Source organism: Paraglaciecola sp. MB-3u-78 (assembly GCF_002835935.1).
Taxonomy (GTDB): Bacteria; Pseudomonadota; Gammaproteobacteria; order Enterobacterales; family Alteromonadaceae; genus Paraglaciecola.
Window position 1 is genome coordinate 228,110 of sequence record NZ_PJCF01000087.1, and the last position, 23,419, is coordinate 251,528.

General features: G+C 40.6%; 22 protein-coding genes and 1 pseudogene. 8 read left to right on the forward strand and 15 right to left on the reverse strand.

The window, feature by feature from the left end; translation table 11 throughout:
- Position 1 precedes the first annotated feature (1 nt).
- The 3 genes from CXF95_RS29170 to CXF95_RS29180 are packed head-to-tail and all read left to right on the forward strand — an operon-like array spanning position 2 to position 4,103.
- A complete protein-coding gene (locus CXF95_RS29170; protein ID WP_101201880.1) occupies positions 2 to 1,579 on the forward strand; it encodes an XrtA system polysaccharide chain length determinant in 1,578 nt (525 codons plus the stop codon).
- Positions 1,576 to 2,499: an XrtA-associated tyrosine autokinase gene (locus tag CXF95_RS29175; protein ID WP_101201881.1), complete on the forward strand. Its 924-nt coding sequence runs from the start codon at positions 1,576 to 1,578 to the stop codon at positions 2,497 to 2,499. The genes CXF95_RS29170 and CXF95_RS29175 overlap by 4 nt, the downstream gene beginning before the upstream one ends.
- Positions 2,499 to 4,103, forward strand: coding sequence for a TIGR03016 family PEP-CTERM system-associated outer membrane protein (locus CXF95_RS29180; RefSeq protein ID WP_157828307.1), 1,605 nt, complete (start codon positions 2,499 to 2,501; stop codon positions 4,101 to 4,103). Before CXF95_RS29175 ends, CXF95_RS29180 begins: the two co-directional genes overlap by 1 nt.
- A gap of 329 nt (positions 4,104 to 4,432) precedes the next feature.
- On the opposite strand, the gene CXF95_RS29820 is transcribed toward CXF95_RS29180, so the two are convergent.
- The 6 genes and pseudogenes from CXF95_RS29820 to CXF95_RS29210 form a co-directional block, all read right to left on the reverse strand.
- Positions 4,433 to 4,663 carry a hypothetical protein gene (locus CXF95_RS29820; RefSeq protein WP_157828308.1) on the reverse strand — a complete coding sequence of 77 codons (231 nt, stop codon included), beginning with the start codon at positions 4,661 to 4,663 and terminating at the stop codon, positions 4,433 to 4,435.
- A 123-nt stretch (positions 4,664 to 4,786) separates the two neighbouring features.
- Positions 4,787 to 5,053: pseudogene (locus CXF95_RS29190) on the reverse strand (IS982 family transposase); the annotation flags it as partial.
- Between the two features lie 154 nt (positions 5,054 to 5,207).
- Positions 5,208 to 6,092 (reverse strand): hypothetical protein, encoded by an 885-nt coding sequence (locus CXF95_RS29195; protein WP_101201883.1) that lies wholly within the window; start codon positions 6,090 to 6,092, stop codon positions 5,208 to 5,210.
- A gap of 7 nt (positions 6,093 to 6,099) precedes the next feature.
- Positions 6,100 to 7,371, reverse strand: coding sequence for a hypothetical protein (locus tag CXF95_RS29200; protein ID WP_101201884.1), 1,272 nt, complete (start codon positions 7,369 to 7,371; stop codon positions 6,100 to 6,102).
- Entirely contained in the window at positions 7,368 to 7,991 is a 624-nt protein-coding gene (locus tag CXF95_RS29205) for a hypothetical protein (protein ID WP_101201885.1), read from the reverse strand. Before CXF95_RS29205 ends, CXF95_RS29200 begins: the two co-directional genes overlap by 4 nt.
- Positions 7,988 to 11,677: an ATP-binding protein gene (locus tag CXF95_RS29210; protein ID WP_101201886.1), complete on the reverse strand. Its 3,690-nt coding sequence runs from the start codon at positions 11,675 to 11,677 to the stop codon at positions 7,988 to 7,990. Before CXF95_RS29210 ends, CXF95_RS29205 begins: the two co-directional genes overlap by 4 nt.
- A 242-nt stretch (positions 11,678 to 11,919) precedes the next feature.
- Between CXF95_RS29210 and CXF95_RS29215 the strand changes: the two genes are divergently transcribed.
- Together CXF95_RS29215 and CXF95_RS29825 are read left to right on the forward strand one after the other, a co-directional pair.
- On the forward strand, positions 11,920 to 12,588 hold the full coding sequence (locus CXF95_RS29215; protein ID WP_101201887.1) for a peptidylprolyl isomerase: 669 nt from the start codon (positions 11,920 to 11,922) through the stop codon (positions 12,586 to 12,588).
- Between the two features lie 58 nt (positions 12,589 to 12,646).
- Positions 12,647 to 12,823 carry a DUF6435 family protein gene (locus CXF95_RS29825; RefSeq protein WP_157828309.1) on the forward strand — a complete coding sequence of 59 codons (177 nt, stop codon included), beginning with the start codon at positions 12,647 to 12,649 and terminating at the stop codon, positions 12,821 to 12,823.
- A 266-nt stretch (positions 12,824 to 13,089) separates the two neighbouring features.
- Here the strand turns inward: CXF95_RS29825 and ruvX are convergent, their stop codons facing one another.
- The 5 genes from ruvX to CXF95_RS29240 all read right to left on the reverse strand — a co-directional run bounded on the left by ruvX (position 13,090) and on the right by CXF95_RS29240 (position 17,067).
- Positions 13,090 to 13,518 carry a Holliday junction resolvase RuvX gene (ruvX, locus tag CXF95_RS29220; RefSeq protein ID WP_101201888.1) on the reverse strand — a complete coding sequence of 143 codons (429 nt, stop codon included), beginning with the start codon at positions 13,516 to 13,518 and terminating at the stop codon, positions 13,090 to 13,092.
- Between the two features lie 40 nt (positions 13,519 to 13,558).
- Positions 13,559 to 14,116, reverse strand: coding sequence for a YqgE/AlgH family protein (locus CXF95_RS29225; RefSeq protein WP_101201889.1), 558 nt, complete (start codon positions 14,114 to 14,116; stop codon positions 13,559 to 13,561).
- Between the two features lie 8 nt (positions 14,117 to 14,124).
- The gene (gshB, locus tag CXF95_RS29230) at positions 14,125 to 15,087 is read right to left on the reverse strand and encodes a glutathione synthase (RefSeq protein ID WP_101201890.1); all 963 of its coding nucleotides are present in this window, start codon (positions 15,085 to 15,087) and stop codon (positions 14,125 to 14,127) included.
- A gap of 186 nt (positions 15,088 to 15,273) precedes the next feature.
- Positions 15,274 to 16,254, reverse strand: coding sequence for a lipopolysaccharide assembly protein LapB (locus CXF95_RS29235; protein WP_232788104.1), 981 nt, complete (start codon positions 16,252 to 16,254; stop codon positions 15,274 to 15,276).
- A gap of 72 nt (positions 16,255 to 16,326) precedes the next feature.
- A complete protein-coding gene (locus CXF95_RS29240; protein ID WP_101201891.1) occupies positions 16,327 to 17,067 on the reverse strand; it encodes a hypothetical protein in 741 nt (246 codons plus the stop codon).
- A gap of 162 nt (positions 17,068 to 17,229) precedes the next feature.
- Between CXF95_RS29240 and CXF95_RS29245 the strand changes: the two genes are divergently transcribed.
- Positions 17,230 to 17,793, forward strand: a complete 564-nt coding sequence (locus tag CXF95_RS29245) for a hypothetical protein (RefSeq protein ID WP_232788105.1) — start codon at positions 17,230 to 17,232, stop codon at positions 17,791 to 17,793.
- On the opposite strand, the gene CXF95_RS29250 is transcribed toward CXF95_RS29245, so the two are convergent.
- Positions 17,688 to 19,127 carry an IS66 family transposase gene (locus CXF95_RS29250; RefSeq protein ID WP_101197042.1) on the reverse strand — a complete coding sequence of 480 codons (1,440 nt, stop codon included), beginning with the start codon at positions 19,125 to 19,127 and terminating at the stop codon, positions 17,688 to 17,690. The two genes, CXF95_RS29245 and CXF95_RS29250, sit on opposite strands and share 106 nt — an antisense overlap.
- Positions 19,128 to 19,253: 126 nt before the next feature.
- On the opposite strand from CXF95_RS29250, the gene CXF95_RS29255 reads away from it, so the two are divergent.
- Complete coding sequence (locus tag CXF95_RS29255; RefSeq protein ID WP_101201893.1) at positions 19,254 to 19,928, forward strand: sensor histidine kinase; 675 nt, start codon at positions 19,254 to 19,256, stop codon at positions 19,926 to 19,928.
- The gene (locus tag CXF95_RS29260; RefSeq protein WP_101201894.1) at positions 19,925 to 20,578 is read left to right on the forward strand and encodes a response regulator transcription factor; all 654 of its coding nucleotides are present in this window, start codon (positions 19,925 to 19,927) and stop codon (positions 20,576 to 20,578) included. The genes CXF95_RS29255 and CXF95_RS29260 overlap by 4 nt, the downstream gene beginning before the upstream one ends.
- Before the next feature lie 9 nt (positions 20,579 to 20,587).
- Here CXF95_RS29260 and CXF95_RS29265 read toward each other — a convergent pair whose 3' ends face one another.
- From CXF95_RS29265 to CXF95_RS29275, 3 genes are read right to left on the reverse strand one after another with little or no spacing between them, the layout of a single operon-like run.
- Positions 20,588 to 21,427, reverse strand: a complete 840-nt coding sequence (locus CXF95_RS29265) for a LytTR family DNA-binding domain-containing protein (protein ID WP_101201895.1) — start codon at positions 21,425 to 21,427, stop codon at positions 20,588 to 20,590.
- Positions 21,424 to 22,569 (reverse strand): sensor histidine kinase, encoded by a 1,146-nt coding sequence (locus CXF95_RS29270; protein WP_101201896.1) that lies wholly within the window; start codon positions 22,567 to 22,569, stop codon positions 21,424 to 21,426. The genes CXF95_RS29265 and CXF95_RS29270 overlap by 4 nt, the downstream gene beginning before the upstream one ends.
- A gap of 27 nt (positions 22,570 to 22,596) precedes the next feature.
- Positions 22,597 to 23,307 carry a LytTR family DNA-binding domain-containing protein gene (locus CXF95_RS29275; RefSeq protein ID WP_101201897.1) on the reverse strand — a complete coding sequence of 237 codons (711 nt, stop codon included), beginning with the start codon at positions 23,305 to 23,307 and terminating at the stop codon, positions 22,597 to 22,599.
- Positions 23,308 to 23,419: the final 112 nt, after the last annotated feature.

Consider the following 23,419-nt stretch of genomic DNA (forward strand, 5'->3'; position numbering starts at 1 on the left):
AATGCAGGATCTTCAAAAAACACTCGAACTCTTAATTGATTATATAAAGGGTGTTTGGGTAAAAAAACGCTATATCATGATTTGTACTTGGCTAATTTGCCCCTTAGGCTTTGTGTATGTTGCCTCTATGCCGAACGTGTATGAGTCATCCGCAAGGGTATATGTAGATACTCGCTCGGTACTACAACCTTTGCTAAGAGGATTAGCACTTCAAACCGACCCAAGGCAAGAAGTTGCAATGATGGTTCAGACTCTTTTGAGTCGTCCAAATATAGAAATAATTGCGAGAGAATCAGATTTAGACATAACGGCTTCTAATGCAGTTCAGTACGAAAACCTGATCAACTCTTTGTCTAACAGCATTCGCCTCAGAGCCGTTGGTAGAGATAACCTGTATACAATATCTTACAGTCATCGAGATCCTCAAATGGCGAGAACGGTGGTTCAAGAAACACTGGACCTTTTTGTCGAAGGCACAAAAGGCAATAGTAGGAAAGATACTGATGCTGCCAATCAATTTATTGATGAACAAATAGATGAGTATGAAAGCAGATTGTCAGCGTCTGAACAAAGGTTGGCGAACTTTAAGAGAAAGTATGCAGATCTGTTGCCAAATCAAGGTTCTTTTTATGGAAACTATTCAACGCTTGAGCAAAACTTAGAACAAACGAGACTCACTATTAAAGAAACTGAACAACAAATAGTGGCTTTATCAGATCAAATTCAAGGTAGAAAAACCAATCAAGACGGGTCTTCTGTGCGGCCTTTTGATGGGCCATCATCGCTAACCACCCGCTATGACAGCCGCATAAAGACCCTTGAAGAAAACCTTGACCAACTGATGTTAAAGTACACTGAGCTACACCCAGATGTAATAGAAGCAAATAACTTGCTAGATTCATTGCTTGCCTCTAGAAAGTTGGAGATTGAGGAATATCTATCATCAAATGATGGTGAAAAACCTGAGCAAATTGGTTCTATTGCTAGCGAATTAAAATTAGAGATTAGTCGTTTAGAAAGTCAAGTAGCTTCACTACGAGTAAGAGAGACAGATTACGATAATAAACTTGAAGCATTAAAGCAAAAAATAGATTTGGTGCCACAAGTCGAAGCAGAACGAACTGCTTTAAACAGGGATTATGAGGTAACCCAAAGAAAGTATCAGGAGTTACTGGTCAGAAAAGATCAAGCTGAATTAGCCCAGAAAGCAGACGTATCTGCAGAAGACGTTCAATTTAGAGTTGTGGATCCACCAATAGCGCCACAATCTGCATCTGGACCTAATAGATTACTAAACTATACCATTGCTCTTGCACTGGGATTTGCATCTGGTTTAGGTTTAGCATTTTTAATTAGTCAGCTCAATCCAATATTGTTAAGGAGCAGTCAATTGACAACCCTTACTTCTTACCCTGTCTTAGGCATGGTAAGCCATTTAAACAAAGCTCACATAAAAAAAGTCAGACGTTCGAGACTATTAATATTTGTATTCTCTTCGAGCTTAATTATTGGTCTATATGGAGTATTAATGGCTGCCGAAATAATGAAGTTTGATATTTATGCGAGGGTATTCTCATGAATTCTATAGAAAAAGCACTCCAAAAACAGAGCCAAAAAGCATCTGAGCAAAAAAAACAAGAAGAGCTACAAGAAGAGCTACAAAAACCGTTGGAACCTGAGCAAATTACACAACAGGATTCTGTTGAAAAAGCGTTGAAAAAGCAAACAATGTTATCCAAAGGGAATAATATTACCTCAACGATTCAAATTGATTTTGCTATGTTAGAGAAAAAAGGCTTCGTCTCAATCAATTCACAGAGACAACTAATTAATGAAGAATATCGAGCGATTAAACGAAAATTGCTAGACAACGCGTTTGGACCGTTATCTAAATCTTTAAATAACAGCAACATTATTATGGTGACCAGCTCACGACCTGGAGAAGGGAAAACATTCACCGCTATTAATTTAGCCCTCAGTATCGCTTTGGAAAAGGATAAAACGGTTTTATTAGTGGACGCTGATGTTCTTAGACCTAACGTTATGAAAACCTTAGAGCTTGAGAGCAAACAGGGGTTGATGGAATATCTGCTGGGTGAAAACAAAGACATATCTGAAGTCATGTATAAAACAAATTTAGATAATCTTAGAATTATTCCAGCTGGTCAATCGCATCATTTATCCACAGAATTGCTTGCAAGTGAGAAAATGTTTCATGCCGTTAAAGAATTTGCTAATCGCTACCCAGATAGGGTAGTTATTGTCGACACTCCACCTTTGTTAGGTATCAACGAAACAGCCATATTGGCGAACTTGGCAGGACAAGCACTTGTAGTCACAGAAGAATCAAAAACAAGACTAGTGGACGTTGAACAGGCAGTAAAACAGCTAAACCCAGAAATGGCGATTGGATTCTTAGTAAATAAATCAGCAAGAGTGGATTCGAAAGATTCTGGGCAGGGATATGGATATGGATATTATTACGGGGGGGCTAATTAGTGCAATCAAGGTTTTATATTAAGATAACGCGCTACAAAATACTCCTATTAATGCCATTGTGTAGTATATCTGCCTTAAGTATTGCAGCGGATATCAATGTTGAGACATCAGTTGCAGCGACAGCTTATTTATATGAGACGAATACAGAAGAAAACGCAGCTACAAGTAACCACGCAGCTGTGATTGTGCCGTCAATCTTAGCATCCTATTCGTCTAAACGTTTATTAACATCTGTTAAGATCGAACATACAAAAGTAGAGCAAAAAAACCAGGCTGAAGGCGCTGATAAAGATTATACAGATTACAAATACAACAGTTCTTTAGCTTTAATTCCAAACACCCTAAATATAGCAATCAGTGGTCAACAAAGCTATCGGGTGATTAGCCAGCAACAGCAGTTTATAGCTGACAAAGTCCTTGCTGCCGGGGACCTAACAAAATATAGCAATCATTCTGGTGTTATTGATTTTACAATCCCCAACCCAAAATATTTCGGCTTGAATATTCAAAGTTCATACTCTGAAACAAAAGCCGAAGAATCTATTGAGGGTGCTGCTGGATTAAATGGCGATAACACTGCGACATCAATTCAATTATACCAAGGCAGAAATGCTAGAAATTATACTTTTAATGTTTCCGCTCAGTACAACGATACCAGTAGAGCTAACTTTGACGACTTTAAATCCTCTCTAATTAGAGCTTCAGCCGGGGTATCGATTGCCCAAAATGTCAGCTTTATATTGACTGGAAACATAGAAGACAATGACATAGATCAAGGAACTTTCTCGCGCAGAACCAATTTAGACTCAACAAGTTATGGAGCAGGTCTTGAATGGCAGCCCAGAAGTGAGAGACGTGTAAGGCTAACTTACAACCAACTTGAGGAAGTAGAAAATCAAACCAACTTTATTGGCTTAAACCTAGATTGGGCATTTTCTAACAGAACGGCTCTAGAATTTGACTATGGGAAAAGATTTTATGGTGATGCTTACAGCCTAAATTTTAGCCATGCGTTAAAATCCGTTCGCAGTTCATTGACTTATTCAGAGCAAGTAACCTCGTTTGCTAGATTAGAAACAACCACGAATCCAATCGGTTTGTTTGTATGTCAATTTGGTTCAACAGATCTCGCTGATTGTTTTCAACCAGACAGAACAACCTATCAGCTTCAAGCTGGAGAAGAATTTAGAACATTGTCTGAAATTGGAAGCGACATATCAGAAGAAGTAATATTCAGCAAGACTGGGAGCTTCAGTCTTGCATACCAGAAACGTAAAGTGAAAGCTTCTATTAGAGCGTCTTATAATCGAACCGAATTCTTAGAATCTGACCGAGTTCAAACCAATCGTAATATCGGCCTAAATTTATCTTATGAGTTGGGCAGAAAAACCAATATTGGTTTTTCTACTAATGTAGCCAGAAGATCGTCTAATAATGATGCTACGTCGGATACTATAATAAATGCAAAAGTCGATTTTAATAGAAACATTAATAAAAACCTTCAGGTTACTACTGGGCTAAGATTTATTGATAGAGACTCAGAAATAGAAGGTAGTGCCATCCAAGACAGACGTTTAACTGTGGGCTTAAATTACACATTCTGACTTCGGCAGACTAGGGTTTATCTCGTCTTAATCCAGATTATTTTAGAAATGCTATACCTTCTCATTTGATTGCTCGTAAAGGGGACATCTTTTATCTCGATAAATCTAAGCGCATCATTTTCAAATTCTCTGAGCCGTCAAGCAAGGCTCGCGCTTTGGTTCGCTTTAAACGCCTCCGCTGTCCTGCCAGCCGCTCCTCCTCATTAGGTGGCTGACACTCCTTATCCCTCTAATAAGTATGTCACGATAGTGTTCTCTGGCGGCTTTGGCGTGAGCTTCCGTCATTATCCTTGACGTCCTGACAAAGCATTATCAGCAGTGCACGCATTTCATTTGCCCATTTTTGCTTGTCTTGCTACCTCGCTCTTTCCAATTCTCTCAAATGATGGGCATTGCATAGCAGTTGGATGGCTGCCGTTTGGTTCTCTGGAGGTGATTTTTTTAGGCTTTTGCACATGGGAAGATGGCTTAGTTGGTTTCCAAATTCTCACTTCAAGGGTTTTCAAGCATTGCTGAAGCAAGGTAAACATGTATTTTTTTTCGATGTTGATGCCAATCAATATGAGGTGCTATTTTAAGTGGCATAACGTCATGCTTCAATGACCCATGCAGGGACAGGAGATGCGATCCAGTCCTGGGTAGTGAAAAGTCAAGATAAGTTCAAAAGCGCGATGAGGCTAGGCCATCACTTCCAAAAATCGTATGTAGCTCAGTAATTTAGGGAAGTCCGTTTTATAAAAACACGAGACATAGCCTAGGTAATAATTATTAAAATCACGGTGATGGCTCATGTGGAAACCAATGACCACTGTCATCATTTCGCTTATAGACATTCGACTATCTCTGCGCCTTTGGCGACCAACATCTTCTAATAACTGCTTTTGCCATTGCGGAATGAATACGTTGCAAAAATCATCGACATCACTGTAAAACTCGACTAAATTCTTCACGCCTGTTTCTTGTGTTGATTGGTCTCTCTTGGTCGAAAGATCAGGTCCTAGAACAGGCGTTTAGTTCAATTTCTTAAACCGAGTTGGGGTTATATATAATGTTTGTTTGAAAGCCAATGCAATAGCCGTTGGCTTTTTTATATGTTCAGAGATCTCAGTAATCGATAGGGTATATAAGCAGCGGCGTTAGATACATTTTTTGTTGCCTCAACCCTGCCCGTTTATCACGCATGAGTTGCAGTAAAGGCTGGCAAACTTCTGGGCAATTTTGCTCTAACCTTGCCAAGTATTTATGTTGGTTATCAGGATAATGTTGTTTTATACATTGCTCGACTAAGTATTGATATTCAGGCAATAACAGATGGGTGTAACCACCACTGATTGCAATACGCAAAGCTGCTAAGTCATAATCACCAAAATAGATGGCAAATTTATTACCTTGAGTACTTAACCAATTTTTAAGTAACCTTTTGCAAGCAGTTGAGTGATGCTTGTCACCACGGTAAATAACTAATGGACTGGATAAATTGGTATACGACTTATACTCAAACCAGTCGTTAAAACTATCGCGATTTTCGACAACTATAAGGCAGTCAAAATTATCTAGTGCCAACTGTCTTATATCTAACTCAATATTTATTTGCTGACTTGAGTAAAGAGCTTGACTCATAACATCAAGAGTATTTGTATCAGTGAAAGCCCCGAGAATGAGGTGGTGTGTTGGCTTGAGTTGTCCTTGTTTTTCGTTGGGGTTTCTTTGTGCCGCACTTCTGTGGTTATCTTGGTTAAAGTTATCAAAAATACTGGCGTAACCTTCGTCTAATAATGTTTGATTGATTTGTGTTATGTATTCTCTATCAAACCGATACATTTTATTTGGCTTAAGCCATTTTCCCGGTTGAAACTCTAAGTTATCACACCAATTTAAAATCTCGTTCAGGATGCGACTGGCATTTGCCACTGCCCCCTCATCAAGTAAAAGTTTGCTATGCTGCGTAGCCAATAATCGTTTTGCCTTTAAACTAAGATCATCGGCCATAAGTAGCTTAACCTGCAGCCTGAAAATCACCGAAGAAACGCATCCCAACTGTGACATCTTGAATAATATGTAACTGATTAAAACGGCTTTGCTGGGCACTGTCTTTTTCAAGCATAAAGCTGTGTTTATTTTGCTCTGGTAAACCTTGATATTCAGCCACAATTTGGAATAACCACATTTCAGGCTCCCAAGGTAATCCCTGTTCGGCCAAATAATCGACACCACTTAGGGCTTGTGGGCTTTCTATTACCTGGATAAAAAAGTCTTCTACATCTTTTGCTAATTGCTTTTGCTGTGTGGCCACTAAGTTTTGCACAGCCATAACAAAACCTTCGGTTTGTGTTTCTGACTGTAAGTTTTGTTCGGGCTCTCTAGGCACAGCACGGGCAAGCTCTGCTAGGGCGTAACTATCTTGTGCCCGGTCTAACGCAATAAAGGCCTGAGGACTGATGCCGTGGGCCTGATTGATCACCGCTGGGACTTGGCTACGATTTGGGTAATCACCTATTTGGAAATTAGGATGCTGGCGTAAAAAAGCACTCATGCGATTGATGAGTAAAGCTCTATCTTGTTGCTGTCGGAACCGCGCCATCAAAAGAACAAGGCGCTTTTGTACTTCTAACAAAGAGCCTGAATGTTCTGAAATACGTGCCTGTAATTGACTCACTAATAACTTTCGAAGTGCACCATCACTGCCCGCTAGTTGGATTAGATCATCAAAATTGATAATGCCAAAGCCATCCAGTATTCGCCTTAGTTGCCGCTGGGCAAGTTCAATTTCTAAAATTTTATCATCCAAACTACTCACAAAACCAAACTCGGTATTTAATCTATGCCAGAGACTTTCAATGGCATCACCAAACTGCCCTGTCATGTCGTTTACACGTTCCGTTAGCAGCTGCATATGGTGTTCACTGGCAGCGTAGTCACCTTTTTTTCTGGCTCCTTGCAATGACTGCACCCGAGTGTCGATTTGATCTAAGTGTTCACCTACATCGGTGTTAATTTGCCGCTTTCGCTCATCTTGAGTCAAGCTAGCAATTAACTCGTTGACGATTGGGCGTAAACGTAATGACTGCTCTTGAGGATAGAACAACACTCTGCTGTCCAGCAGTTTTTGCAGTGCTTGCTGTGAAAACGCTAATTCGTTCACATCCCCTTCTAAATAGCCCTGCATTAAAGCATCAGCATGTTTGCCAATGAGTTCTAATCGCTCTTTGCCTAATTCAAACAACGGGTTGCTTTGGGCTGGACTTTTTTGCTTAGGTGCTTGACTCAAAACATCGCCTCTTGCTCTGGTGTGGCGTCATCGATAGGTAAATTTTCTTCGTCTTTGATAAAACGTACTAACTCTATCAGTTGTTCAACTTTACCGGTGACAATATAAAACAGCCGGTCTTTATGGGGCTGATACAAATATCCCATATCTTTGATCCGCTTAAAGACTTGTTTGATTTGCATATCGGGCTTGTCACTGGTGGACTTAAACACTCTGTCATTAGCAAGATGCGCTAAACGATGGATAAGCGACTGGTTATCCACTACTTTGGACTCAAAGTCTTGCAACTTAATGGTATCACCCGCGTTTAGCGCGCCATCACGTCCTAATGCTTCTTGCACTAATTGCATCCATTCCAACATAGGCAATAAGGATTGCACTGTGCTGGTGAATTGATGACTCAGATGCTGACGGGCATTTTGGGTTAAATCACAATAGGCCAGAAAAAACACCGAACCATCATCGTTATTGGCAACCCGCCTATTTAACGGCCTTAAAAAGTGGTTTAAGTCATTCACCAACTCTTCATTTTGCAATTTATGAAAGCTATGTTCGTCTGTCACTGCACAAATAAACTCACCTTCGAGTAAGCGTTCTAATAATGGACCATTTTCTATCATGCGATCACCTTTGCTGACTCAGTATTGGAAGCTTTATTCTGTTGCAAACGCTCGGCGATCCGGCTGAGTTTCGGTTCAATTTTTTCTAAGTGTTGTTTTTGTTTATCAATCAAATATCGATGTTTAAACAACATCAATACATCTGATTCGGGGTTTGGAAAGGCGCCCAAGATATGAATATCATTGGCATCACAGGCTTTAAACAATTTTTCTACATTGTGATAGGCCAAGGTGCCAATTTCATCGATAGGCCAATGGATATGGATATTCGCTTGATTACGCAATAAACGGGTAAAGGCCAATAAAAATTTACACAAAATCAAATAAGCCATACCGTGACTTGACGACTCAAGCAGTTGTCTATCATTTTTAATCACTAAGTCAGAGCCCCCCTCATTTAGATGTAACTCTAAACGCAACAGCGATTCGATACTGTAATTGGCGTCGTTGGGCAATACCTCAACCACATCTGCCAGATTGTCTAAATAAGCTTCACTTGGCAGAAAATCGTCAGACGTGCTCCATTTATTATATTGTTGGGCGAAACGTTTCAGCGGTGCCCAAAAATTAAGTTCATCCACTGTTGAGATTATTTTCACTTCAGAGCGGGCGATACCGTCTAAGCTCAAATCATCGGAAACTTCATCGGTCAGGCGTTTACTTTGTTGGGCGATTTTACGGTTAATGTCACTAAATACAGTGAAAAACTTGTTTAAGTCGCCACCAATAGTTTCACCCTGCTCCACAATTTGACGCTGACGGGACTCTAAAATACTCAGTAAACGCTGCAAAATAGGCAGACGTTCTCGCACATTGGCGTCTTCATCTAATACTTTGAATGCTTGCAGCATAGTATCGAGGAAGTCTTTGCCCGCATCTTTACCTAAGGTTGCTTCAAACTCGGTCAGGGACTCTTTTAATTTTTTCTCACCACGGCTGCGACTTTCTAATGCCTCGGTACATCGATTAATGCGTTCAGCCTGATCGCCCAGATTGATGTTTTGTTCATCTGCTGGCTTAAAGGAAAACACAATTTGACTGAGCTGGCGCACCATAGGCTCAATTTCGGTGATCAAAGCACTCCATCCAGACAAACTTTTTTCCACTGCTAACAACACTTTAGATAACTCAGTCCGTTTTGTTTGGTATTGACTACCTAAAGTGGTTTGCTGTTGATCCAGCTGTTGAGCAAGGGCTTTTAACTCGGCCTCTTGTTCCAGTAATTCTGGGCGTTGTTTCAACCAATCGGTCTGTATAAAGGTTTTATATTCGTTTAGTTCATCACGCCTGACTGTCACGGCTTGAATAGTATTTTTTAACGCCTCAATTTGTTGCTTCAGCTCACGTAAGGTATTGGGGTCAATGTCTTGATTGGCTAACTCTTGATTAAAAGCGCCTTCGAGTTGTTTAATCTGTTCACGGTTTTGTTCCCGTTTATACTCCACTTGGCGCTCAAGCTCTTCGATTTGTTCATCTAATATGGCGAGTTCATCTTGCCAACCGGTCTTAAACTCCAAAAGTTGTTCTTCAAAATCAGACTTTAACAGGTCAATAGCCTCTAGTTTTTGAGAGAATATTTGTTGTTTTTGATCTAGGTATTGTTGCAATGCCTGCTGGGCTTGTTTTTTGCGTTTGTCTAAGGCGATTTTTAACTCATCGGCAAAACGCTGTTTAGCACTTTGCGCATAAGTTGTCTCTTGTTCAGCTTGTTCAAACCCTCGGTTTTGCTCAGCCACAGTTTCTCGCTGTAACTCGGCTTCTTGATGACATACGTCTAATTCAGACTCGGCTTGTTTCTGTTGTTTTTCAGCTGCCAGTAAGTGTTTTTTAGTTTGTTCTAAGGACAGGGTTAAGGCTGTTTCGTCTTGGGCATAATCAGGGGCATTAATGACGGCCATATTTAACTGAACGCCTAATAAACTGTTGCTTTCAGCTTGGCTTTTTTCAGCCAGAAGTTGCGGTGACAAATCTTTGCGATCCAGCAAAGGTTCATCAATCAGCTTACCTATGCTTTGTTCCCAGCCAGGTTTATGGTCTCTCAGGAATTGCCTAAGGCTGTCTTGCTCAGGAGAAAGTTGTTTATGTAATTGTTGTAAACGCTCTTTGGCTTGTCGGGTTGTTTGCCTGGCTTGATGTAATACTTTATCCGCTTCGTCACGTTTAATTCTAAGCTGTTGGTAGGTGTTTTCGGCCTGTTTTTTAGCACTTGAGCTTTGCTGCCATGCTCGCTGGGCAAGCTCTAAACGTTTGTCGGCCAGTGTTCCGTTTTCTATTTCTTGCTCTGTGGCCGAAGCTTGTGTCCCTTGGTGCTCAGCGCGCACTATGCTGCGCTCGATATCTAATAATTGCTGATCAAACGCTTTAGCTTGGTGCTCTTTACGTTGTTCAAACTGACCACGTAAATCTACTTCTTTATCGCTGTGAGTGTTACGCACAGTCTCTTTTTGTTGACTAATGGTTTTCACTTGGGCTTGGTTTTTACGGGATAATCGCTCTAAAGATTCAGATAACTTGAGTTTTTGCTGTTCAAGCTGACGCTGCAAATCTTTATGCTGGTCTATGAGCAAATTGTATTGTTCTAACTTTTGGTCGTACTCTTCACGCTTAAGGGGCAAGGCATCCATATTTTTTTGCAGTTGATCGATATCAGAATCCTGATACCTCGCATATTGTTGCTGGATATGATCTAATCGTGACGACTTAGCTTTTAGGTTTTCAGCCGTTTCACTGACGCGGCTATTCAATAAACCTTCTGCTTGCTCAAAGGACTCTTTGATGCTGCTTTGTTGAGCTTTCATTTTATTGCGCTGCTCTTGAGCATCGGCCTTTTGTATTGCCAACGACTGTAAGTCTTTTTCTAATATTGGCTTAAGCTGCAACAATTGATTTTCAGTGGTATTGAGTTTTTCGGTCTGGGCCTGAAGTTTTTGATATTCGTTCTGCATCGTCTGCAAGCGCATCGTCTGACGCATCTGCGTAATCCACTCACGGGCTTTAGTATTTTTGACTGTGGTAGTAGGCTGAACTAAGCCATCTTCTTCAAAGATAGCCGCTAGCATAGTTCGCAAAGTGTCCATCTTGCCTTCTTTGGCATGAACCGCACTTACGAGTTTTTCCATATGCCGAATACGATGTTGGCTAGACACCAAACTGTAGCGACTGGCTAGCTGTCTAAGTTTAGTACTTTCACGTCCTGCCCCACGCCCCACACTGGCATCGTTTTGGATAATACTGCGAAACTCACTGGTAGCTTGTATTTTATGGGAAAATTCAATACCAAGCTGCCTGAGTTGTTTAATCCACTGCTCGGGCAACATAGCTTGTACATTACCTTGTTCGACATCCACCAAAATTTGTTCTTGATGATAAGGCGCTTCAACAAAGCGATATTGCACCCCATCACTACCTTTGCGAGTTAACACAACTTGGCAATTCTGCCCGTCTTCCCTTTGATACTCATAGATCAGATAACTATTAGCATGGGGCAAATAAAAATCATCAAACTTTTTACGAGTTTTAGGCACGACTTTACTTGGCAATTCGCCATAAAAGACCGGGATCAAACGTTGCAGTGTAGTTTTACCCGAGGCATTGGTACCACAAATATTACTGTGACCAGACACATCAAGTTCAACAAAACCAGGAAGATGACAATTAATGAGAATAATGCGGTGTAACCCGGGCATAGACATCCTTCAATCAAGGGGTTAATAACCTATAAATTTTATCAAGAAGTGACAGTATTTAATACTAGAAACGATAGTTATGATCAGCTTTTTAAGGAGGTCTAAATTAGAACCTTTTGAAAGACAACACTCACCATCAATCGTGCTAAAAGATTCACTTTTATTTTTCAGTCAGGTCAATTGATATACATCTAAAGAATGGGTGTATAACTCTCCACTGTTGTCTGACAGAATGTCGTTAGATGAACGATGGAAAACTAAAAATTAAAAAATTAATCGCGCTCATTTCTATCCAAAGTTTGACACTTTTTATAGGGTTAAGCCTACTCACTCAAACTGTGTTAGCCAATGAAAACAGCCAAAAGCCTCACTCTATTCAACAAGGGGTCATTACCACATCTATAGGTATTATCGAAATTGAGCTTTATTCAAAACAGGCGCCGTTGTCTGTGACTAACTTTATTCGTTACATTGAGGCGGGCGCGTTTAATAATGGACATTTTTATCGGGTGCTGCGATTAGATAATGATAATGGCTCACCCAAAATTGAAGTGATACAAGGTGGTGTCAATGATGAATTTGAAGACTACCCAGCGATACAACTTGAAACCACTAAACAGACGGGCATTAAACATCTAGAGGGTGTTTTATCGATGGCGCGCGGAGCACCAGATACAGCTACCTCTGAGTTTTTCATTTGTATTGGTGCTCAACCCTCGTTGGATTTTGGTGGTTTACGTAATCCAGACGGCCAAGGCTTTGCTGCTTTTGGTCGAGTAACAAAAGGCATGCACATTGTTAAAAAGATCCATCAAATTCGTGAAGCGTTGGAAGTGAATGACAGCTACGTAAAAGGTCAAATGTTGGCGGAGCCTGTGAAAATATTAAATATTCAACTACCCAAAAACTGATCGACTAAAGCGAAATAACAGTAACAACTAGAATAACTCATTATTTATCGAGGTAAACATGTTCGGTTTTTTAAAAGCAGACCCAGCTAAAAAATTACGTAAGACTTACGACCAAAAATCCACCAATGCCATGCTAGCCCAGCGCAAGGGTGACATTAAAACCTACTCCATGCTCACCGCCGAAGCAGAAGGTTTGTGGAAAGAAATAGAAAAACTAGAAGCCGCTAAGAAGTAATACATCAAAAGCCAAGGGGTTTACACCACCGAGAACCACATCAACGGCTAAAAAAATGCATTAAGAACAAAAGAATTTTAAACCATCGAGGAAAAAGAGCGCTAACAACGCTACACAGAGGAAAAATAAAAATGGCTTTAAATAGATGAAGTCAGGTAGTGTTTTTCTTGATTTTCCTCTGTGACCTCGTTGTCCTCGGTGGTGCAAAAATTCTTTAATCTTTAATTTTTAGGATTTGTTTTTATGCAGTGTGTCTTTTGCCGATTTTAATATTGCGTTTCAATCCAACTTTCAAAAATCAAACAAGCGGATACGCTATCAACTTTTTGTTTGTCGAGTTTTTTGAAGCCACCGAGTTCAAACAAACGGGCTTTGGCGTCGACTGTGGTTAAACGTTCGTCGCACGTTTCCACTGCTACTTTATATTTAGCATTAAGACGGTTGGCGAATTTTTTGGCAGAAAATGTGACTTGTTGACTAGAGCCATCCATATTCAGCGGTAAACCAACGACCGCTAATTGTGGAGACCATTCGGCAAACAGTTTTGCCACAACATCCCAATTAGGAATGCCATCTACTGCCTTGAGGGCGTTAAGTGGAGACGCAGTGCCTGTTATCTCCTGCCCTACCGCTACGCCTATGCTTTTAGTCCCAAAATCGAAGGCTAAGATAGTACGTTGACCTTGTTTACTCATGTGACATCATTATGTGGGTATCATCGAGGGAAAGTCTCATTCAGGCGTGACCGATATCTGGGCCAAGCTGCCATACATCTATGCCTAAGCGCTGAACCGCGGTTTCCCATTTTTTATGGATAGGAGTATCAAATAAAATGTCTGTATCGGCTTCGACCATTAACCATGAGCTGGTTTGAATCTCTTCTTCTAGTTGCCCTGCGGACCAGCCGGCGTAACCCAGCATAATCAGAGACTTTTCTGGTGCATCGTTATTGCCCAACGAAGATATAATATCTTTGGAAGTAGTTACCATGACTTCAGGGGTCATGGTTAAACTTGAAGCCCAACCGGGCTGCGAGGTGTGCAAAATAAAACCACGGTCTTGGCTAACAGGACCACCAGCCAAAATAATATCTTCAGCTTTTTCGGCAATCACTTCGGCCTTGTCGTCAACCTGTGCAACCAACTCCTTTAACTTCATGCCCACAGGTTGATTGATTATCAGCCCCATGGCGCCATGTTCGTTATGCTCACAAATATACGTGACCGTTCGTGCGAAATATGGGTCGTCCATGCTCGGAGACGCTATAAGTAAATAATTCTGCAAACTTTGCATAGTAAAATTTATGCTCCTTTACCAGCCAAAAGCCGCTTTTCAATGGCGTCGAATAACATACCTGTGATATTCACGTCATAAGCAGCTTCAATTTCTCGCACGCAAGTTGGGCTGGTCACATTGATTTCTGTGACTCTATCACCAATCACATCTAAGCCTACAAATAACAGACCTTTTTCGACTAAAAGGGGGGCGATAGTCTCGGCAATTTTAAAGTCAGACTCTGATAAAGGTTGTGGTATACCTGTGCCGCCTGCAGCCAAATTACCACGATTTTCACCTTTAGTTGGCAACCTTGCTAATGCATAAGGTACCACTTGTCCATCAACAATTAGGATGCGTTTATCGCCGTCTTTAATCTCGGGTAAAAACTTCTGAAACATAGCGTAACGAGTGCCCAGTTCAGTTAGGGTTTCAATGATTACCCCCAAGTTATTACCGTCTTCCTTGACCCTAAAAATTGAGCTGCCACCCATACCATCCAAGGGTTTACAAATGATATCTTTATGCTTTTGATGAAACGCTTTAACTAATGCAGTATCTCTTGTAACTAATGTATCTGCTACTAAATCAGGGAACCATGAAGTAAACAACTTCTCATTAAAATCCCTTAAACTTTGGGCTCTGTTGACCACCAAAGTTCCCGCTTGCTCAGCCAGTTCAAACATATGCGTGGCATAAATAAACTCATTGTCTACTGGGGGATCTTTACGCATCAAAATCACATCTAACTCAGCTAAACTTTGATGTAATTCTTTACCTAATGTAAACCATTTGTCTGCATTTGGCTCCACAGCCAAACTAGCCATTCGCGCCATAGGTTTACCATTTTGTAAATACAGGTCGCCCATTTCCATATAGAACAATTCGTAGCCACGCTTTTGCGCATCAAGCAACATAGCAAAACTGGTGTCTTTTTTGATATTAATGGACTGAATGGGATCCATCACTATGCCAAGTTTAATGGTCAATGTTGTTCCTTAGAAGTGTTATTCAGACGTTAGCTGAACGTTTGAAAGACGAGTATTTGAATATGAACTCGATTTTGAGGCAATTATTACATAATTCAAGCTTGTATTTGGATCAAAGCAAGAAAGTTTGAAATTAAACCCGCGCAATGTCTATTCACGGGTTAGTTTAAAGGATTAACGGGGTATCTAGATCCTCTTTGCGGCCTTCTTTGCTTGTTTCGCTAATTCCTTGTTATCTGTTTTTGCCAAACGTAAATATATCGTTTTAGCTTCTAAGGTCTGTGAATTGAGAGCCATTAGGTTAGCCAAACGAAATTCTGCCCAAGGTTTAGGTGCCAAACCATCCATATCTGGCCCTTCATCGATAAACTCATGCAAAGCCTTTATACCCGCATTAATATTAATTTCACCTAAAACAGCTGTTCTACCTAGTTGGTACAAGGCATTGTATTTTGCAACAACACTTTCTTCAGTTTCAGCCTTTTTACTGATTGCCATAGTTAATTCTTCAAACGCAGCTTGATAGTTTTCTTTTTGTTGATGGAGCATGCCTGCTTGCAAGAAAAAATCAGGAATATCTTTATAAGTCTGTTTTGCTTGCTGCAAAAGAGCATCTGCTAGCGCGTCATTATCTTGTGATAGTTCATAATTAATCTCAGCTTCTAGGCCTGCTTTTGGATCAAGTAGCCTAATTTTTTCCATTTGGACTTTGGCTATATCAAGGTCGCCACCTGCAATGCTGGGCGCGCCAGTGTGGAATTGCATTAATCCTTTTCTATATTTGATGGAGTCAGGCTGCAGTTCTACTGCTTTCGTAAAACTATTAACCGATTTTTCTGCGTAACTTAAAGCTGAAAAAATGGAACCTGATGCCTGGCGCCCCATGATAGCGCCACGAACATAATAGGCTTGTGCATCGTTTAAATTAGCCTTAACCGCTTTTTCAATCCAATCTTCAGCTTCATCTAGATCAGTATCCATATAGATTTTGGCCAAATAAAGCATCGCCTCAGGGTTTTGTTTTTGTTCTTTAAATAAATCGATTGCTTGTTCTGTTTGACCCGCTTTTAAGGCAACAACTGCTTGTTCTAAAGTATCCGCAGAAGCCAAACTTGATAAGCTTAAACAACCGGCAAAGAGTATTTTTGATGCAAGATTAATCGACATTATTTTCCTTAATTTTCAATATGCTGCGTAATAATTCAGTTTTTCAGACGGCAAGTAGACTATTCAGTTCAATTAAATTAATTTTTTTGCCGCCAGACCCTCTTTATATTTGCGTGACATACGTGCAATCGCAATGGTTCCAATAACGCCAGGCGCAACCCAAAAAACAAGCTGAAACGGGCCTAAGTCACCAAACATGCTACGGCCCCCGAAAGCAAGGAAAGCGGTATAAGCAGCAATACCTGAACCTATAAAAGCACTTAAGTGTTCAACCAGCCAGCGATTGGCTGACACTGAATTAGCCAAACAAAAACGCCCAGTTTGAATAGCCAATACCGCCCCTAACACGCCAAATATTATATGTAGCGTGTTTGAGTATATTAAGCCAAATAAAAGAAGAATTAGCCCACCAATGAACAATAAACCAATACTGAATAAGTGTGGCAACTGACGCATATTACTGTGCTGAGTTTTATTCCTTAATACTAAAATACCATGGCGAACATTTACAAAAGTTAATAGGCTTAAATACAGTAAAAAACTCCAGAAAATGCGTAATGTCGAAGCAAGTTGTTGTGTATTCGTATTTTCGTGTACTAATTGGTGTTTGATGACTAAAGGGGCATATATCACCATTAAAGCCATTAAAGCACCAGACGCCGCCACGGCATACATAGTATTTGCGTAATAGCGACCAAACTTACGGTGATCTAAGCCACCTTTTTTAGTGACAATTGGCACCCAAAAAAGCAATAAAGCCATACTTCCGACAATAATATGAATAAAGAATAATACACTGTGAATGGTGTTCATAAATTGACTCCTATTTAAACAACATCCTCAGCATAGGACGGATTGAATATCGACATAAGTGCCAAAAGTCACGATATAAAATATGACTTATGGCCTATAGCTGGTTGCGATAAAATACTGGTAAGCTTACTAACCAAGCTTGTAAAAACAATCGGCAGTGTAATGCGAGAAAAACTGAAACCACTATTTCCATTAGATATTTTTAGTGCAGTAGGCACTTGGGCAATAGTCGCCATCAGTGCTTGTTACTTTATGTTAGCTGATACCAGCTACGATATATGCAGTGTTATTGCAGCAGCATGCTTACATATTTGTTTTATTACTCTTTGGTTACGCTCAACTAGCGAAACAACACAAAACGCCTCGCGAATATCTAAAATGGTGTTGCTTAGTGTGCAATATGTCTGCGTAATAAGTTTGTACTTTTTAGTACCTTACAATTATACGGCGATACTCATAACCATTTGGTGCACGTTACTGCCTAAAGTGATGAGTGTGCGCAGCGCCATGTTAACCGCTCCACTTTGGTCATCGCCACTATGGCTTATTTATCAGTTTCATTGGCAAGAACAGTATGCATTTGTGTCTTCCGCTTTGTTTTTTATGTTTAATATTTGTAACTATTCAGGTCGCGCAGATGAAAAGATGTCAGGAAGCCTGCCCTTGAACAATAGTCGCAACGCCTCACTTGCTGAAACATCTTGCTTGCGACAACTGGATATGTAACTGCGAAGCAAACAAAACATATCCGCACCGTTTTGACTTCTGAAACATCCCGATATTTTTTGATGTACTTTTGTCATTCGAATATCGTTTTCCCCTTGATTGTTAGTAAAGGGGACATCTTTTATTTCGATAAATCTAAGCGCATCATTTTCAAATTCTCTGAGCCGTTCAAGCAAGGCGCGCGCTTTGGTTCGTTTTAAACGACCCCGTTGTCCTGCTGGTCGGTCCTCCTCATTTGGTGGCGGACACTCCTTATCACCCTCAAAGAGTATTTCACGGTACTGTTCTCTGGCGACGCGGGCAGACTCTGGCGTTAACTTACCGTCATTATCCTTCACGTCCTGACAAAGCTTGGTCAGCAGTGCACGCATTTCATTGGCCCATTTCTGCTTGTCTTGCTCCCACGCTCTTTCCAATTCTCTCAAATGATGGGCATTGCACAGAGAATGTTCACATAGGATATATTTGTAGTAAGGTTTCCAGTGGTCATGGCACAGAATGCCCGTAAAGCATGGCAGTATCTCGGCCGCATCCATGGCCTCTTTCCCACGTTTATCGTGGGCATGGAAATACGTCCAGGTAAGTGATGAGGCACAATGTAACCAACGCCGCTTGCCGTTAATGTTGACGCCTGTTTCATCAACATGCAGCACGGGTGATGCTCGTAGTGCGGCTTTGATCCGATCCGCGGCACCTGTTTGCTCAATTAAATCTGACGCTTTTTGATTGAAGTTAAACAAGGTTCCCGCACTGATCGGAATATTGAGTTGATCGGAAAAATACTCTTCAATACGTTTATAAGGCAGCAATTGATATTGTGACAGGTAAACCGCGTGCGCTTTAATGCCATCGCCATATTGGATAGCACTGTTAACACCTTGTGGAAACTCAGCTGTGAATTTCTTGCCTGTTTCGTTGAGCAGTATTTGCGCTCTGTATTCGGTGACCATGCGTGATATTTCTATGTCAACCACTTGACGACACTGGACGCCAGCATCACGATACTTCCCAGGAGGCAATAGCGCCCTGTTTACGGGAATATCCTTGACTACATCGGGCTCTTCGAACGGGCTCAGCGTTTTACCCTCCCGCCCTTTCTGGCCGCCGGCCGGATTGTCAGATTTAGTCCTTGAATTCTTCTTTCTATCAAAATCTGTGGAGGGTGGTTTACTGCTGTTTTGGCTATTTAGTCCTAATCGATTAGCAAGCAAAGACACAACCAGCATGATCAATTCAATTGCCGCTCTTAAGGCCGGCGAAATTGATTTATCCTCTGTAAGCAACTTTTTTGTTGAATCGATCACACTGTCGATTTCAATGCCGTCAATCTTCATTGGTTAATAACTAAAGTGATATTAAGGCAAGTCTGACATCCTAGCGGGATCAGTCAATACGATCGCTGGGATCGTCAAAATATATTTTCATGAGGCTGAATAGTTACTAATATTTTTGCCTTGATCATGGTCAATACCGCTACCAAGGAACGTCAAGCTAAAGAACGTGCCAATCAGTTAAATCGTGAATTATTAGCCACCCAAAAGTTACTTAGCCAGGCGAGTAAACAAGCAGAGCGAGTTAGAATTGCACGGAATATCCATGACTTACTTGGCCATCATCTGACCGCCTTAATAATTAATTTGCAAGTCGCCTCTAGAATTACCCAAGGCGAGACCAAGGAAAAAATTGAAACCTGCCATGGCTTAGCCAAGTTGCTACTCAGCGATGTGCGAGAAGCCGTATCTGAAATTCGAGATAAATCAGATGTAGAATTAAAAGATGCATTGATGACATTATTCGACAAATTACCACGATTAAAAGTACAACTGCACTTCGACGACAATCTCAATATTCATGAAGTCAACACGGCCGACACTATTATAAAATGTGTGCAAGAATCTGTGACCAACACTTTGAAACACAGCACTGCGGATGTGATGATACTGAATGTTAATAAAGACAAACAAGGTATCTCAGTTAACATAAGTGATAATGGCAAACTCATTAAACACTTCGACATGGGAAATGGTTTAAGGGGCATGGTAGAGCGCTTATCGCTCATTGGTGGTCATGTAAACTTCACTCACGACAACAAGGGCTTTCGCACGTCGATAGCTATACCACAGGAGACCCTATGATCAATGTCATGTTAGTAGACGACCAAATGTTGGTAAGAGAGGGAATTAAAAGCTTACTGGCACTAACACAAGATATTAAAGTCGTTGCAGAAGCGAGTGATGGTGAGCAAGTGCTTACAATATTACGAGACTCAATAGAACATCAAACTGTGGATGTGATCCTGATGGATATTAGTATGCCGGTAAAAACTGGCATCGAGGCGGTGCAGGGTTTACAAGGCGCTAGTATCGATATTCCCGTGATCATGCTGACGACCTTCGACGATCATCAATTAGTGTTACAAGCTATTCAATCGGGAGCAAAAGGCTATTTACTTAAAGATGTGTCTTTGGAGACCTTAGTTGATGGCATTAAAACCGTGCATCAGGGCAAAACCTTAATTCAACCCGCAATAACTGAACGCATCATTCAGGGTTTAAAAAAACATGCAGTTCACGATACACCATTACAGGAAACGCCTGATATCAGTGAAAAAGAAAAAGAAGTGTTACGTCTGATGGCATCCGGTTACAGTAATAGAGAAATATCCAACGCAATGCATAAATCAGAGGGTACAGTTAAAAACCAGGTGTCGGCTATCCTCGGCAAATTAGGGGTCAGAGATCGGACTCGTGCCGTACTTAAAGCCATTGAAATTGGCATGATTTAGCATCCAAAGTTAAGCTTCACTACCGCCTTTTGTTCTTAGTTCTTCTAGTTTAAATTTATATTTTCGGCTGACCTTCACACTGTCACCAGATGTCAATTGTGCTTCGTATTCACCATTTGAGTTTGGTGTCAGTCTTTTTAATTTACTCATATTGATCATCGCTGAACGATTAACCCTTGGAAAAAGGTTGGGATCGAGTTCTTGTTCAAATTGTTTAAGGGTTTTACGTATAATATGTGTACCGTCCAATGTATGCACACACATGTAATCACCAGCGGCTTCAATCCAAGAAATATCATCCAGCCTCACTCTGATCCACTCCGAACCACTTTTCATAGAAACCGATCGCTGCAGTTCACTCATTGAGCCGCCACTCGTCACCTCTAAATTACGGATAAAACCATCAATGGAGTTACCCGTTTTGCGACTCAGTAATTCGTCTAGTTTATGGTGTTGCAGCACTACATCACTATCAAAAAAAGAATCCGTTAGCTTGCTTAAACAACTGGCTAATCTGTCATCCGAAAACGGTTTAAGTAAATAATCAAAAGCCTGAAATTCGAAGGCATTTAGGGCAAACTCTCTAAATGCGGTGACAAACACTATTTTAGGCACAGGAGTGGTATTTTGTGATAATAGTTCTGCCAGCTCTAGCCCGCTTAACCCTGACATCTCGATATCCACAAAAGCAATATCGGGTTGGAACTGCTCAATCGCATTCAATGCATGCTGAGCAGATGGACATTGTGCAACTACATCAAACCTAGGATCATCATTCAACCTGAGCATTAAGCCTTCTCTGGCCAAACGTTCATCATCAACAATGATGGCAGTCAATTGACGACTCATGAATACTCCATAGGTATCGAAATTTGAACACTATACCCCATAGTTAAACCACGGATAATATTAAAACTATGGTTATCAGGATATAAAACATTCAGCCTATCGACAATATTCTGTACCCCTACCCCAGTATGGCTAGATGCTGTTTGCCCCTTATTTTTTGACTTTACATCCAAATATGCATTATCTTGGACGGGTCCGTTATCAGCCACTTCCATTTGTAAGCAACAATGAAGGCACTTTGCTGTCACTTCAATCAAACCACCCTTAGACATCTGCGCAATAGCATACTTAATAGAATTCTCGACTAACGGCTGCAACAACAAACTTGGAACAAGCAAGGCTTCTGTTTGTGGCTCAATTTCAAACTTTACTGTTAATCTGTCGTCAAAACGTGTTTTTTCGATTTCCAAATATAGCATCAAAGCCTTTAACTCATCGTATAAACGGATCTTTTTTTCAGGATCATTGTCTAATGAAAAACGCAAAAAAGTAGACAATCTAATCAACATACCATTAGCTTTTTCCTTGCTCCCTCGCAATACCAAGGTTGAAACGGCATTCAGTGAGTTAAATAGAAAATGCGGATTGATTTGATATCGCAGCATCTTAATTTGCGAGATATGAGACAGTCGTACGGCCTCTATATGCATCTTTTTTTCGTTTATCAAGCGAAAGTGATAGTTAATCCCAAAGTACAAAGTACTCCAGACAAAAATCATAAAAAACGCATAACTCACTGACATAAACAGCATATACCATTTAAAGTCCTCAGAAGGATTACCAGCGATAAGGGATAAAACATCAAAATTTTCATAGAAGTACCACATGGCAATATTTTTTATCGGTGTCCAAATACCGGTTACTAGGAGACTGCAAAGCATAATGGTCACAATTAACCAAACAGAGGGTAATCCCCAACATTGCCGATAGATATACCTTAAAGGCCACGTCAAAAGTGCTGCGAATACACCCGATAATACCAGAGGGAAAAACACCTCAAACCCGATTCTATTAAAATCACGATAGAAGAACACATTATCTACTGTAAAAATAAACACATAGGTCATCCACCCCAAACTATGCAACAGCCAAAACGAAGGTTTGTCTTTGTTGGCGATAAATGTTTCAGCAGTGTCTTTCACTTACACAATCCACTTAATAGAAATAAACTAGCCATCCAACCCTAAGAACTCGAAAAGTGAAGCTTTGTGGCCTTGACCGATTTTAACTTCGTCACCATTGTTTAAATGTAACAACGAAAAACGGCCCAGCTCACTGCTCAAGGAATTAATTTTCTCAACATTGACCATCGCCGAACGATGAACACGAATAAACTTCTCTGGGTTGAGCTGCATTTCTAACTTACAAAGGGTTTCTCTGTGTAATAACATACGGTTTGCACAATGAAGCTCCACATAATTGGCCGAACCTTTTATCCAGATAATATCCTGCACATTAACAAATTCAACCGCTCCGACTGATTTCACTGCTAATACGTTTTTACATTGTTTGACAGTTTGCCTTTTCAGCTTTTCAACTTTTTGTAAAACATTGGCTAATCGACTATTTTCAAATGGCTTGAGCAGATAATCTGTCGCCTCAAGATCAAATGCTTGGAGCGCATAATCACTGGACGCTGTAGTGAACACCCAATAACAATCAATTCGTTTAGCTAGCTGTTCGGCCAACTCAATACCACTGCCCCCTATAATATTAATATCCATAAAACACACATCAGGCCGATATTTTAAAAGTAGGCTCTCCGCCTCTTTATATTCTCCAGATTCACCATCTATCTGCCAGTTGTGTTGTTCCTCTACAAAACTCGATATTCTTTCTCTGGCTAAGTTCTCATCGTCTATTACTATACAGTGGTGCATACATATCATTCCTTAATTGTTGTGGTATAAAATATACAAGATAGGGGATAAAACGCGAATATTTCTGAGACCAAGTGCGGGGATCTAGGATAAATGGAGGTAAGCTGTAACA

Excerpts from the sequence above, each read along its gene's own strand:
- CXF95_RS29235 (WP_232788104.1), bottom strand. The coding sequence starts at position 16,254 with ATGTCGATTAATCTTGCATCAAAAATACTCTTTGCCGGTTGTTTAAGC.
- CXF95_RS29825 (WP_157828309.1), top strand. The coding sequence starts at position 12,647 with ATGTTCGGTTTTTTAAAAGCAGACCCAGCTAAAAAATTACGTAAGACT.
- CXF95_RS29225 (WP_101201889.1), bottom strand. The coding sequence starts at position 14,116 with ATGCAAAGTTTGCAGAATTATTTACTTATAGCGTCTCCGAGCATGGAC.
- CXF95_RS29240 (WP_101201891.1), bottom strand. The coding sequence starts at position 17,067 with ATGAACACCATTCACAGTGTATTATTCTTTATTCATATTATTGTCGGA.
- CXF95_RS29170 (WP_101201880.1), top strand. The coding sequence starts at position 2 with ATGCAGGATCTTCAAAAAACACTCGAACTCTTAATTGATTATATAAAG.
- CXF95_RS29175 (WP_101201881.1), top strand. The coding sequence starts at position 1,576 with ATGAATTCTATAGAAAAAGCACTCCAAAAACAGAGCCAAAAAGCATCT.
- CXF95_RS29215 (WP_101201887.1), top strand. The coding sequence starts at position 11,920 with ATGAACGATGGAAAACTAAAAATTAAAAAATTAATCGCGCTCATTTCT.
- CXF95_RS29195 (WP_101201883.1), bottom strand. The coding sequence starts at position 6,092 with ATGGCCGATGATCTTAGTTTAAAGGCAAAACGATTATTGGCTACGCAG.
- CXF95_RS29255 (WP_101201893.1), top strand. The coding sequence starts at position 19,254 with ATGGTCAATACCGCTACCAAGGAACGTCAAGCTAAAGAACGTGCCAAT.
- CXF95_RS29275 (WP_101201897.1), bottom strand. The coding sequence starts at position 23,307 with ATGCACCACTGTATAGTAATAGACGATGAGAACTTAGCCAGAGAAAGA.
- CXF95_RS29265 (WP_101201895.1), bottom strand. The coding sequence starts at position 21,427 with ATGAGTCGTCAATTGACTGCCATCATTGTTGATGATGAACGTTTGGCC.
- CXF95_RS29245 (WP_232788105.1), top strand. The coding sequence starts at position 17,230 with ATGCGAGAAAAACTGAAACCACTATTTCCATTAGATATTTTTAGTGCA.
- CXF95_RS29210 (WP_101201886.1), bottom strand. The coding sequence starts at position 11,677 with ATGCCCGGGTTACACCGCATTATTCTCATTAATTGTCATCTTCCTGGT.
- CXF95_RS29260 (WP_101201894.1), top strand. The coding sequence starts at position 19,925 with ATGATCAATGTCATGTTAGTAGACGACCAAATGTTGGTAAGAGAGGGA.
- CXF95_RS29250 (WP_101197042.1), bottom strand. The coding sequence starts at position 19,127 with ATGAAGATTGACGGCATTGAAATCGACAGTGTGATCGATTCAACAAAA.
- ruvX (WP_101201888.1), bottom strand. The coding sequence starts at position 13,518 with ATGAGTAAACAAGGTCAACGTACTATCTTAGCCTTCGATTTTGGGACT.
- CXF95_RS29205 (WP_101201885.1), bottom strand. The coding sequence starts at position 7,991 with ATGATAGAAAATGGTCCATTATTAGAACGCTTACTCGAAGGTGAGTTT.